The organism is Rhizobacter sp. P5_A1 (assembly GCF_056400745.1).
Genome location: NZ_JBFUKR010000025.1, coordinates 16,305 through 28,464 on the forward strand (window position 1 = coordinate 16,305; position 12,160 = coordinate 28,464).

Sequence of the window (12,160 nt, forward strand, 5' to 3'; positions counted from 1 at the left end):
GCCAGGGCGCTGCTGTAAGAACTGACAGGGTGGCCCCCTAGTTGCGGGGATGCGTGCCGACTTCACGCTCTGGCTGGCGCGAGGCGTACAGATCCCAGACCGCGATGAACAAGGCCGCGATCGCGGGCCCGATCACGAAGCCGTTGAGGCCGAAGATCGCGATGCCGCCGAGTGTCGAGACGAGCACGAGATAGTCCGGCATCTGCGTGTCCTGGCCGACCAGGATCGGGCGCAGGATGTTGTCGACCAGGCCGATCACGAAGACGCCGAACGCGATCAGCGTCACGCCTTTCCACACGCTGCCGGTGAGCAGGAACCACGCCGCGACCGGGATCCACACGAAGGCCGCGCCGACCGCCGGGAGCAGCGAGAACAAGGCCATCAGCACGCCGGCGAGCAGCGCGACCTCGACGCCGAGCGCCCAGAAGATCAGCCCGCCCAGTGCGCCCTGTGCCGCGGCGACCAGCACGTTGCCCTTGACTGTCGCGCGCACGACCGTCGCGAACTTGCCGGCCAGGTGCGTCTTGTGCTCGCGGCTGAGCGGTATCGCGCGCTCGATGCGCGCGACCATCGCGCCGCCGTCGCGCAGGAAGAAGAACAGCAGGTAGAGCATCACGCCGGCGCTGACGAAGAAGTCGAAGGTGTTCATGCCGATGCCCAGAACCTGCGCGGCGATGAAGCGACTGCCCTGCGCCGCCGCGGCCGCGAGCTTCTGCTGCATCGACGCCAGATCGCCGACGCCGAGCCGCTCGAGCAGGCCCGTTGCCGACGCCGGCAGCGCGCTCAGCAGCCGCTGCACGAAGGCGCCGACATCGATCCGGTGCGATTGCATGTCGTGATAGACCAGCGCGGTCTCCTGCACCAGCGCGGCGGCGACGAGCGCCATCGGCAGGATCACGATGATCAGGCACAGCACCAGCGTCGTCGCCGCCGCGAGGCTGCGCCGGCCCGACAGCAGCCGCACCAGGCGCCGGTACGGCCGCACGAACAGCAGCGCGAGCACCGCGGCCCAGAACACGGCGCCGAAGAAGGGCCAGAGGATCCACGCGAACGCGGCCGAGACGGCGATCAGCAACAGCAGCAGCGTCTTGCGTTGCGTGGGCGTGGGGTTCATCGTCGGTGGGTGAGGCGGCGCGCGCGTGCGCGAAGGCCGTAGTGTCGCCCCGACAGCCGCGCTGTCGGTGCGGGCGCCTCTGCCCCGCGTGGCAGCGGGACGCCGAACGCTACGGCGCGCTCGCCGACGAGGCCTGCGATGCGATCGCCTTCGCGGCGTCGGGCAGCGACGGGTCCGACGCGGGCGCGGATGCGAATGCGGCCGCCGCCGGCACCGGACCGACCGACGTCTTCGGGGTCGGCACCGACTGCTTCCTGTCGCAGCCGACAACCAGCGCCGTGGCGCAGACGAGCAATGCAATCGTCGATGGGGTCCGCATGTGGCCTCCGGCGCGCGGCCGTCGCGCGAGCGCTCATTGTTGGCGCAATCGGCCGAACGCGCAGCCGGCCTGCGCCGCCGCTTGATGCAGGCGATGTCTGACATCGGCTCCGATGGGAGCGCCCGCGTTTCAGGAGGTGAGCCAGCGCATCGGCACGGTCACCAGCGACGGGAAGAGCACGAGCAGGAACATCACCGCGAACTCCGCCACCATGAACGGCAGCATGCCGCGCGTGACGTCGTCCATCTTCATCTTGCCGACCCCCGCCACGACGTTCAGCACGACGCCCACCGGCGGCGTGATCAGGCCGATGGCGTTGTTGATCATGAAGAGCACGCCGAAGTAGACGGGATCGATGCCGGCCGCCTTGACGACCGGCATCAGGACCGGCGTCAGGATCAGGATCGTCGGCGTCATGTCCAGCGCCGTGCCGACGCCCATCACCAGCAGCATGATCAGGACCAGCAGCAGGGTCGGGCTGTCCATGAACGGCCGCAGCAGGTCGATCGCCTTGGCGGGGATGTCGGCCACCGTGATGAGCCACGCCGACACCATCGTGGCCGCGATCAGGAACATCACGACCGCGCTGGTGCGCGCCGCCACGACGAAAACCTCGTAGAGCTTCGACGGCTTCAGCTCGCGATAGACGACGGTCGCGACGAACAGCGCGTACGCGGCGGCCACCACGCCAGCCTCGGTGGCGGTGAACACGCCCATCTTGAGGCCCACGAGAACGATCAGCGGCAGCATCAGCGCCCACAGCGATCGGCGCAGCGCCGTCAGCACCTCGGCGAGCGACGCACGCGGCGGGGTCGTGGTCTGCTCCCGCCGCGCCACCCACGCCCAGGTGAGCCACAGCGACACCGCCAGCAGCAGCCCGGGGACGATCCCGGCCATGAACAGCTTCGAGATCGACACGTTGGCGGCGACACCGAACACGATGAACCCGATCGAGGGCGGCAGCACGGGCGCGATGATGCCGGCCGCCGCGATCAGGCCCCCGGCACGCGCCTGGTTGTGCCCGGCCGCCACCATCATCGGCAGCAGCAGCGCGGTGAGCGCGGCGGTGTCGGCCACGGCGGAGCCCGACAGCGCGGCGAGCAGGCAGGCGGCGATGATCGTGACATAGCCCAGGCCGCCCTTGATGTGGCCGACCAGCGTGATCGCGAAGCGCACGATGCGCGTCGAGAGGCCGCCGACGTTCATGATTTCGCCGGCGAGCATGAAGAACGGCACGGCGAGCAGCGGGTAGCTGTCGGCGCCGTTGACGACGTTCTGCGCGAGGATCTGCGCGTCGAACATGTCCAGGTGCCACATCAGCGCGACGCCCGAGGCGAGCAGCGCGAACGAGATCGGAATGCCGATCGCCATCGCCAGCAACAGTGAGCCGAGAAAGATGCCAATGGTCATGGTGCGGCTCGGTCAGGCGGCCTGACGGCCGGAGGTCGTGGCGGGGCGGTCGGCAACGTCGGCCAGGCGCGTCATGTCTTCGGACTCCTGGATCATCACGAGCTCGTCGTCGCTGAGCTCGCCGCGGATCGCGCGCAGCAGGTCGATGAGCAGCAGCGGTGCCGCCGACACCGCGAAGAACAGGCCGCCGGCATAGACGATGGCCACCGGCAGGCCGCTCGCCGGCGCCGTCACGCTCGCGTTGATCAGCACCTGCTGCCACGTGCCCTGGAGCAGCAGCCAGCAGATCCACAGCATCAGCAGGTGACCGATGACGAGGCAGACGCGCTTGCCGCCTGCGGGCAGGCGGCCGACGAGCGCGTCGGTGCCGAGGTGTGCATGCCGATGCACCGCGATGACCGCGCCGATGAAGGTGAGCCAGACGAACATCCAGCGCGACATCTCCTCGGAGACCGTGATGCCCGAATTGAAGACGTAGCGCAGCACCACGTTGCCGAACACCAGCAGCACCATCGCGGCCAGCAGCAATGCGATCAGCGCATCGAGCGCCTTGCAATATCGATCGACGAAGCGGTTCATCATGACGTTCAGTTCTCGGGCTCGGAATCGTTGGGCGTGGGGCCGGCCGGCTTCGGCAGCGTGCCGGGCGGCACGCTCATCGGCGTGATGTGCACGCCGGGTGCCACGGTCACCGACAACGCGGCGCCGGAGGGTGCGGCGACCTGCGATGGATTCTCGACAGGTGGCGCGGCGGCCGGCGCCGCGAGCGCCGAGACGGGCGCATCGCGCCGCGCTCCTTCGGCGGATGACGGCAACGACGCCGCCCTGGGCGCGCCCCGACGCGCCGGCGGCCCGGCGTCGGAGAACCACCACGTGACCGAGAGCGCCAGCGCCGCGGCCGCCCCGACGACGCACCAGTGGCGCGGCGTCCAGCGCTTCTGACGGGAGTGGATGATCATGGCGGCCTCGCTCACTCGATCGCCACGTGCGACACCTTGCGCCCCGGCGAGTAGATGTCGTTGATGTTCCAGTGGCCGGCGGTGGGCACCGGCTCGTTGAGCATCGCGACATCGATCACCGCCGGCCGGCCCGCGGCGATCGCGCGCTCGAGCGCCGGCTTGAATTCCGCTGCCGAGCGGATCGTGATGCCATCGACCCCGTAGGCCTTCGCCAGCGCCGCATAGTCGACGTGGTACGGCTCGCCGTTGCGCCGGAACACCGTGCCGAAGGTCGTCCCGTAGTGCGCCTTCTCGAGCCCCGCGATCGTGCCGTACGCGTTGTTGTTCATCACCAGCCAGACGACGGCAACGCCCTGCTCCACCGCGGTCGCGAGCATCGCCGGGTTCTGGCCGAAGCCGCCATCGCCGACCAGCGCCACGACCACCTTGTCCGGGCAGGCGAGCTTGGCGCCGATGGCCGCCGGGGCGCCGAACCCCATCGTCGCGAAGCCGCCCGGCGTCAGGATGCTGCCCGGCGTGTAGATCGGGAACTGCTGGCCGACGCCGTTCTTGTTCCAGCCCACGTCGGTCGTGATGATCGCGTCGCGCGGCAGCACCTCGCGCAACTCGGCGAGGATGCGCTCCGGGCGCATCGGAAAGGCGTCGTTGCGGATGTGGCCTTCGTTGGACTGGCGGAACGCGCTGCGGTAGGCCGCGATCTCGTCGACCAGCGCCGCGTTGTGGCGACCGTTCGGGTACAGGCGCTTCGCGACGCGGTTCAGCACGACCAGCGCCTGCTTCAGGTCGGTCACGACACCGATCTCGACCGGGAAGTTGCGCCCGATCTCGCTCGGGTCGATGTCGATGTGGATCAGCTTCGTGGGCGGGAAGCTGAACGTGAACTCAGGCTCCCACGAGCTGCAGTCGGCCTCGGCGAAGCGCGTGCCGACGCCCATCACCCAGTCGGCGCCCCGGGTCTTGCCGTTGACGAAGGCCGTGCCCCAGAAGCCCGTCATGCCGAGCGTCAGCGGGTGGTCGTCGGGCAGCACGCCCTTGCCCATCAGGCTGTGCGAGAGGGGGATCGCGAGCTGCGTGACGAACTCGGCGAGCTCCTGCGCGGCATCGGCGAGGATCACGCCGCCGCCCGCGTGGATCACCGGCGCCTTCGCGTCGACGAGCGTGCGCACGATGCGCTCGGCGACGACTTCGTCGAGCGACGGTTTGTGCAGCGCCCTCGTGTGGCGCTCGAGGCGCTCGAACAGCGCGACGTCGACCTCCATCGAGAAGATGTCCATCGGCACCGACACGAGCACCGGGCCCGGACGACCGCTCTCGGCCAGCTGGAAGGCCTTGTCGAGGATCTCGGGGAAGAGGTCGGCGCGGTCGACGCGCCAGGCGCGCTTGACGAACGGCTTGTAGATCTCGAACTGCGCCGCATCCGCATGCAGGTTCACTTCCTGATGCGGATGCTTGCCGGCATAGTGGCTCGGGATGTCGCCGGCGATCACGACCATCGGGATCGAGTCGAGCGCCGCGTTCGCCACGCCGGTGGACGCGTTCGTCAGGCCCGGCCCGAGGTGCGACAGCACGACGCTGGTGGTGTGCCTGGCGCGCGCATAGCCGTCCGCCATGTGCGCGGCGACCTGCTCGTGGCGCGTGTTGACGAAGTTGAGTCGGCTGCCTTCCATCGCCGCCAGCACAGCGATGTTGGTGTGGCCGCACAGGCCGAAGACATGCTCCACGCCGCGCCGCTCCAGGTAGCGCACGAGCTGCTTCGAAATGAGTTCCCGGGTCATGGCAATTCCTGAACTGAATGGGTTGATCGTCAAGTGCTCGATGGAGGCATGCGCTCCACGTTGCGCCGCTTCGGGCCGGTGTAGCGGTAGGGAATGCTCTGCGGCATCGGCCCCTTGATGCGCCCGCCCTGCTGGCTCTGCTCCCAGGCGTGCGCGAGGATGCCGACCGAGCGCGACAGGATGAACAGGCCGCGCCCGAGCGGCGCCGGAAAGCCGAGCTCGCAATAGATCGCCGCGGTCGCGCCGTCGATGTTCATCGGGATCGGAACGCCCTTGCGCCGCTGCAGCGCGGCTTCGATCTGCACCGCGATGCGGGCGTGGCGGCCGGCGACCGTGCCGTCCGCCTGCGCGTGGCGCACCAGCTCGAGCAGGCGCACCGCGCGCGGATCGACGCCATGCCAGCGATGCCCGAAGCCGGGGATCACCTTGCCGTGCTGCTCGATGTGGCGGTCCAGCGCCTGCTCGACCTTGGCTTCTTCGGGCATGTCGCGGTCATCGGCCGCGATGCGCTGCAGCAGTTCCATGCACTGCTGCCCGGCGCCGCCGTGGATGTCGTCGAGTGTGTTGATCGCCGACGCCATCGCGCCGTTGATCGGCAGTCCGCAGGTCACGGCCATGCGCGAGATCGCGATCGACGGCGCCTGCGGCCCGTGATCGACGGCTGCCACCAGCGCCGCCTCGAGCAGCCGCGCCTGCGGCGCGGCCGGAATCTCGCCGCGCAGCATCAGCCAGATCATCTCCGGGAAGCGCAGTTCGCCGATGAGCTGCTCGATCGGATAGCCGCGCACGGCGATCCGGCCGGGCTCGATGTCGATGATCTCGGTGGACCACCAGGCCTGCGCCTCTTCGAGCACCTGCTGCGGATTCTTGGCGCTCACGCTCATATCGCCCCTGCCTCGCGCAATGCGGCCAGTTCGGCCGGCGTGTAGCCCAGCTCGCCGAGGATCTCGGCGGTGTGCGCCCCGAGCACCGGCGGCGGCGTGGCCGCGGCCGGATCGCCCCCCGACATCTTGAAGCCCGCCCGCGCCACCGTGATCGGCCGGCCGGCCACGCCGTCGACCTCGTCGAAGGTCTGCAGCAGGCCGCGCGCCGTCACTTGCTCGAAGCCGAGCGCCTCGGGCACCGAGACGACCCGGCCGGCCGGTATGCCGAGCTCGTTGAACACGGCCTCCCACTCGACCGCGCTGCGCGCGGCGAGCGCCGCCTCGAGCGCGTCGGTCAGGGCCGCGCGGTTCTCCTTGCGGCTCTCGCGCTGCGCGAAGCGTGGATCGGCGGCGAGCCGTTCGCAACCGACCGCCTTCACCAGGGCCTCGAACTGCTCCTGCTTGTTCGCCGCGATGTTGAGCAGCCCGTCGCGCGTGCGGAACGTGCCCGACGGCGCGGCCGTGAAGTTGTCGTTGCCGTGCGGCTGGGGCTCGACGCCGGCAATCAGGTAGTTCGAGATCACCCAGCCCATCGTCACGAGCGCCGAATCGAGCATCGACACGTCGATGAAGGCGCCCTCCCCGGTCGCCTGGCGCCGCAGCAGGGCGCTGGTGATCGCGAACGCCGCGGTGATGCCGCTGATGGTGTCGGCGACCGGGTAGCCCACGCGCAGCGGCGCGCACCGGGCGTCGCCGGTGATGCTCATCATGCCCGACAGGCCCTGGATGATCTGATCGTAGGCGGGCGTGTCGCGCAGCGGCCCGTGCTGCCCGAAGCCGGTGATCGCGCAATAGACCAGCGCCGGACTGGATTCGCGCAGGCTCTCGCAGGAGAGGTCGAGCCGGCTCATCACGCCGGGCCTGAAGTTCTCGATCAGCACGTCGGCCGACTCGACGAGACGACGCAGGACCGCCTTGCCCTGCGCGGTCTTCAGGTTCAGCGTGATCGACTTCTTGCCGCCGTTCTGGGCCAGGAACGAGGCGCCCATGTGCCGTGCGTTGAGGTCGGCGTCCGCACCGAGCTGACGTGCCAGATCGCCCGACTCGGGCACCTCGACCTTGATGACCTCGGCGCCCAGCAGCGCCAGCTGATAGGCGCAGAACGGTCCCGCGAGGACGTTCGTCAGGTCGAGGACACGAATGCCGGCCAGTGCCTTGCTCATCTTTCAGCGCCGGACGAAGGGGTTGGGCACGTCGAGGTCGGACGAGATCCACACGCACTTGGTGTGCAGGTATTCCTTGATCGTCTCGGTGCCCGACTCGCGGCCGATGCCGGATTCCTTGTAGCCGCCGAACGGCGACGTGAAGCTCGTGGCGCGGTAGTTGTTGACCCACACGGTGCCGGCCTTCAGCCTGTCGGTGAGCAGCATCGCGCGGCGCAGGTCTTTCGTCCACACGGCGGCAGCGAGGCCGAACTTCACGTCGTTGCCGATGCGCACGGCATCGGCCTCGTCCTTGAACGGAATCACCGCGAGCACCGGGCCGAACACCTCTTCCTGGGCGATGCGCATGTCGTTGCGCACGTTCGTGAAGATGGTCGGCTCGACGAACTGCCCCGCGCCGAGGTCCGGGCGGCTCTTGCCGCCGAGTACGCAGGTGGCGCCTTCGCCTTTCGCGATCTCGATGTACGCCAGCACCTTCTCGAACTGCGGACGGGTCGCGATCGGGCCGACCTGCGTGTCCGGGTGCGAGGGATCGCCGAGCTTCGCGGTGCGCACGAAGGCCACCAGCTTTTCGACGAACCGATCGTGGATCGACTCCTGCAGCAGCAGCCGCGAGCCCGCCTGGCAGCTCTGCCCCGACGCCGCGAAGATGCCCGAGACGACGCCCTTGACGGCCTGGTCGAGGTCGGCGTCGTCGAAGACGATGTTGGGCGACTTGCCGCCGAGCTCGAGCGTCACGGTCTTCAGGTGGCGCGCCGCGAGCTCGTAGATCTTCCTGCCGGCCGCCGTGCCGCCGGTGAAGCCGATGTGCGCGACATCGGCATGCGTGACGAGCGCCTCGCCGACCTCGGGCCCGTAGCCGGTGACCACGTTGACGACGCCGTCGGGAAACCCGGCCTCCTTGAACAGCGCCGCGAACTCGAGCATCGATGCCGAGGTGAATTCGGAGGGCTTGACCACCGCGGTGCATCCCGCCGCCAGCGCCGGCCCGAGCTTCCAGCTCGTCAGCGTGAGCGGCGAGTTCCAGGGCGTGATGATGGCCACGACGCCTTTCGCCTCGTACTTCGTGTAGGCAAAGACGCCCTTCTTGTCGGTCGGGATGACCTCGCTCTGGACCTTGTCGGCGAGGCCCGCGTAGTAGCGGAAGTAGTCCGCCATGTAGCGCACCTGCGCGACCACCTCGGTCGCGAGCTTGCCGTTGTCGCGCTGCTCGATCTGCGCGAGGCGCTGCGCGTTGGCGACGATCAGGTCGCCCAGCTTCCACAGCAAGCGGCCGCGCTCGGACGCCGTCAGCGCCGGCCAGGCGCCCGACTCGAAGGCGGCTTTCGCGGCCTGCACCGCGGCGCCGGCATCGGCCGCATTGCCGCGCGCCACCCGGGCCCAGGTCTCGCCGCTGAACGGGTCGTCCGTCGGCAGGTATTCACCCGATGCGGGGGAAACGCTGCGGCCACCGATGTAGTGGTCGTAATGGGGGAGCTCGCGATTCGAGGGCATGTCTTTCGTCCGGTCATTTCGCCCGGTCGTTTCCGTCGGGTCAGTCGTTCCATCTAGCATAACGCAATTCTATTTTTCGAAACAATTCGGGTACGTCCGGATGGCGGATGACCCTGTCGCCGGCCGCGTCGTGCCGATGCCCGCTGCTAGACTCGATCTCACGAACGAACTGGCGGGGAGCATGAAATGGGTGATGACGGCGGAGTAGCCGCAGTCGACCGGGCGCTGACCATCCTCGACGCGCTCACCGACGAGAAGACCTCGCTGGCCGAGCTGTCCAAGCGCACCGGCCTGTACAAGAGCACGGTGCTGCGCCTGACCAAGTCGCTCGAACGCTTCGGCTACGTGCTGCGCTCCGAGGACGGCGGCTATCGGCTCGGCGCGAAGGTCCTGTACCTCGGCTCGCTGTACCAGAAGCACTTCAACACCACCGAGATCGTCCCGCCGGTGCTGCGCAGACTCGCCGAGGAGCTGCACGAAGGCGTCTCGTTCTACATCGCCGACGGCGATCATCGCGTGGTCCTGCACCGCGTCGACGCGTCGCGCTCGGTGCGCGACTCGGTGCACGAAGGCGATCGCTTCCCGATGACCAGCGGCGCCGCCGGCCACGTGCTGCGCGCCTTTTCGGGGGCGCGAGGCGAGCGCTTCGACCGCATCCGCGAAACGATGTATTCGGCCTCGTACGGCGAGCGCGACGCCGAGATCGCCGCCGTGGCCTGCCCGGTGTTCGGCCACAGCGACCGGCTGGTCGGCGCCCTGAGTGTCTCGGGCCCGCGCTATCGCATCGAGGCGCTCGGCGAGGCGAAGATCGTTCCGGCGCTCTACAAGCACGCGCAGTCGTTGACGCGCACGCTCGGCGGCGACATCAACGCCCCGGCCTTCGCCGGCTGGATCATTCCGGCACGCGCCAAGGACCGCGCCGCCGCCAGGCCGGCGGCCGGCAAGGCGGCCACGCGCCGCAAGAGCACGGCGAGCCGGGCCGTCGGCGCCGCCGACTGAGTCGCCGAAGTCGCACATCGCGGCGGCCTCGCGCCTTGGCCGCGGTCAGAGCCCGTTGACGCGCTCGAGCTCGGCGCGGAACACCTTCACCAGCGCGGGGTCGTATTCGGCCGAGAACTTGTCGTGGATCGGCTTCACGAGCTGGCGCATGCGTGCCGTCTCGGCCGGCGCCAGTTCGTTGACCTGCATGCCCTTGGCCTTGAGCTCGGCCAGCGCCTTGCCGGCGATCTCGCGGCTGACGATGCGCTGATAGTCGCGCGCCTCGGTCGCCGCGTCCTGCAGGATCTTCTGCTCGGTCGGCGACAGCTTGTCCCAGAACTTCTTGCCGACCAGGATGATGTTCGCGGCATACACGTGGTTCGTCGCGCTGACGTACTTCTGCACCTCGTAGAACTTGTTCGAGAGGATCACCGAGAACGGGTTCTCCTGACCGTCGACGGCCCGGGTCTCGAGCGCCGGGTAGAGCTCGGCGAACGGCATCGGAACCGGATTCGCCTTGAAGGTCTTGAAGGTCTCGAGGAAGACCGGGTTCGGAATCACGCGCAGCTTCAGGCCTTCGAGGTCTTCGGCCCTGGTGATCGGTCGCTTGCTGTTCGTGATGTTGCGAAAGCCCAGATCGAAGAATGCGAGCCCGACCAGGCCCTTCTCCGGCAGCTTGGCAAGCAGCGCCTTGCCGACGGGCCCGTCGACCAGCCCGTCGGCCTGCTTGAAATTGCTCACGATGAACGGAAAGTCGAGCAGGCCGAATTCCTTGACGATGCCGGCGAGCGACGTCGGCGCCGGGGCCGTCATCTCCTGCACGCCGCCCTGCAGCGCGGACTGCTGCTGCAACTCGTTGCCGAGCTGCGAAGCCGGGTACTCCTTGACCACCAGCTTGCCGCCGCTCTTGACCGCGACGAGCTCGGCGAACTTGCGCGCGCCCATGCTCATCGGGTGGTCGGCGTTGTTCAGGTGGCCGAAGCGGATCGTGCGCTCCTGGATGTCCTGGGCGTTCGCCTGGAAGGCGGCGCCGGCGAGCACGCCGAGCAGTGAGAGGGCGAGAGCGGAGAGGCGGATGTTCACGGGGGCTCCTTGGTGATGGATCGTTGCGTGCAGCAGAACGACGTTTCGAATTCTGGATGACCGGCCTTCCGAAGTCACTAGGGAACATCCGGAGGGCGGCTCCGCACGGGGAAGGTTCCGCCGAGGCGGCCGGTGATGCGCGCCGCCGCATCGATGACGAAGGACGGTTGCGTGCGCGGATCGAGGCGACCGCTCGGCATGGTCAGCGTGACGGCACCGACGAGGCTCGCGTCGGCGCCGAAGACGGGCGACGAAATGCCCGCCAGCTCCGGGACCCGATCGCCGCGCAGCACGGCCACGCAGCCCGCGCGGATGCGATCGTAGGTCTCGCCCGCGGCGCCTTCGAAGGCGAGGATGACGCGGCCGCCCGCGCCGCGGCCGATCGGCATCAGGTCGCCTGCCTTGGCAGAGTCGCGCACCGGCTGCGGCGAATCCACGCGGTACAGGCACAGCCGGTGAGTGCCCTGCCGGACATGGAACGACGCGCTTTCCGCGGTGTGCGCGACGAGCTCGCGCAGCACGGGCATGACGACGGCGTCGAGCGAGAACGACGCCGCATAGACGGCGCTCAGGCGGGCCACTTCGGGGCCGAGCCGATAGCGCCCATCGCGCTGGCGCTGGACCAGGTCGAAATGCTGGAGCGACGTCAGCAGACGCAGCACGGTGCTCTTGTACAGGCGCGAGCGCTCGGCCAGCTCGATCAGGGTGAGCTGCCCGCGCTCGCGCTGAAACAGCGCGAGCAGGCAGAGCGCCTTGTCGACGGCCGCCGAGCCGCCCGCGGAGGCGTGCTCGTCGGCCAGGGAAGGAACGGCTGATCGCTTGGGCATTCGCGAGGTCTCGCTGGAAACAGACTGCTGTTCTGTCGAACAGAATCGTGATGCCGGCGCAGCCGGTCAGCGAGCGGGTTTTCCCTCGGCGCCTCCCGATTGACTTCGAATCGAT

At 68.9% G+C, this 12,160-nt stretch carries 12 protein-coding genes; 1 reads left to right on the top strand and 11 read right to left on the bottom strand.

Annotated features, from left to right (window positions below):
- Positions 1–37: 37 nt before the first annotated feature.
- The 9 genes from AC1DTW_RS22085 to AC1DTW_RS22125 form a co-directional block, all read right to left on the bottom strand.
- The gene (locus AC1DTW_RS22085) at positions 38–1,114 is read right to left on the bottom strand and encodes an AI-2E family transporter (protein WP_477983544.1); all 1,077 of its coding nucleotides are present in this window, start codon (positions 1,112–1,114) and stop codon (positions 38–40) included.
- Between the two features lie 109 nt (positions 1,115–1,223).
- Positions 1,224–1,433 carry a hypothetical protein gene (locus AC1DTW_RS22090; protein WP_477983545.1) on the bottom strand — a complete coding sequence of 70 codons (210 nt, stop codon included), beginning with the start codon at positions 1,431–1,433 and terminating at the stop codon, positions 1,224–1,226.
- 129 nt (positions 1,434–1,562) lie between these two features.
- Entirely contained in the window at positions 1,563–2,843 is a 1,281-nt protein-coding gene (locus AC1DTW_RS22095; RefSeq protein WP_477983546.1) for a TRAP transporter large permease subunit, read from the bottom strand.
- Positions 2,844–2,855: 12 nt separating this feature from the next.
- Entirely contained in the window at positions 2,856–3,425 is a 570-nt protein-coding gene (locus AC1DTW_RS22100; RefSeq protein ID WP_477983547.1) for a TRAP transporter small permease, read from the bottom strand.
- Between the two features lie 5 nt (positions 3,426–3,430).
- Complete coding sequence (locus tag AC1DTW_RS22105) at positions 3,431–3,802, bottom strand: hypothetical protein (protein WP_477983548.1); 372 nt, start codon at positions 3,800–3,802, stop codon at positions 3,431–3,433.
- Between the two features lie 11 nt (positions 3,803–3,813).
- Positions 3,814–5,577, bottom strand: coding sequence for a thiamine pyrophosphate-binding protein (locus AC1DTW_RS22110; RefSeq protein WP_477983549.1), 1,764 nt, complete (start codon positions 5,575–5,577; stop codon positions 3,814–3,816).
- A gap of 29 nt (positions 5,578–5,606) precedes the next feature.
- The gene (locus tag AC1DTW_RS22115; protein ID WP_477983550.1) at positions 5,607–6,461 is read right to left on the bottom strand and encodes a citryl-CoA lyase; all 855 of its coding nucleotides are present in this window, start codon (positions 6,459–6,461) and stop codon (positions 5,607–5,609) included.
- Positions 6,458–7,663, bottom strand: a complete 1,206-nt coding sequence (locus AC1DTW_RS22120) for a CaiB/BaiF CoA transferase family protein (protein WP_477983551.1) — start codon at positions 7,661–7,663, stop codon at positions 6,458–6,460. Before AC1DTW_RS22120 ends, AC1DTW_RS22115 begins: the two co-directional genes overlap by 4 nt.
- Positions 7,664–7,666: 3 nt before the next feature.
- The gene (locus AC1DTW_RS22125) at positions 7,667–9,157 is read right to left on the bottom strand and encodes an aldehyde dehydrogenase (RefSeq protein WP_477983552.1); all 1,491 of its coding nucleotides are present in this window, start codon (positions 9,155–9,157) and stop codon (positions 7,667–7,669) included.
- Positions 9,158–9,343: 186 nt separating this feature from the next.
- Between AC1DTW_RS22125 and AC1DTW_RS22130 the strand changes: the two genes are divergently transcribed.
- Positions 9,344–10,156 (top strand): IclR family transcriptional regulator, encoded by an 813-nt coding sequence (locus AC1DTW_RS22130; protein ID WP_477983553.1) that lies wholly within the window; start codon positions 9,344–9,346, stop codon positions 10,154–10,156.
- 45 nt (positions 10,157–10,201) lie between these two features.
- Here the strand turns inward: AC1DTW_RS22130 and AC1DTW_RS22135 are convergent, their stop codons facing one another.
- Positions 10,202–11,212, bottom strand: coding sequence for a TRAP transporter substrate-binding protein (locus tag AC1DTW_RS22135; RefSeq protein ID WP_477983596.1), 1,011 nt, complete (start codon positions 11,210–11,212; stop codon positions 10,202–10,204).
- Positions 11,213–11,295: 83 nt separating this feature from the next.
- Positions 11,296–12,045: an IclR family transcriptional regulator gene (locus tag AC1DTW_RS22140; protein WP_477983554.1), complete on the bottom strand. Its 750-nt coding sequence runs from the start codon at positions 12,043–12,045 to the stop codon at positions 11,296–11,298.
- Between the last annotated feature and the right edge of the window lie 115 nt (positions 12,046–12,160).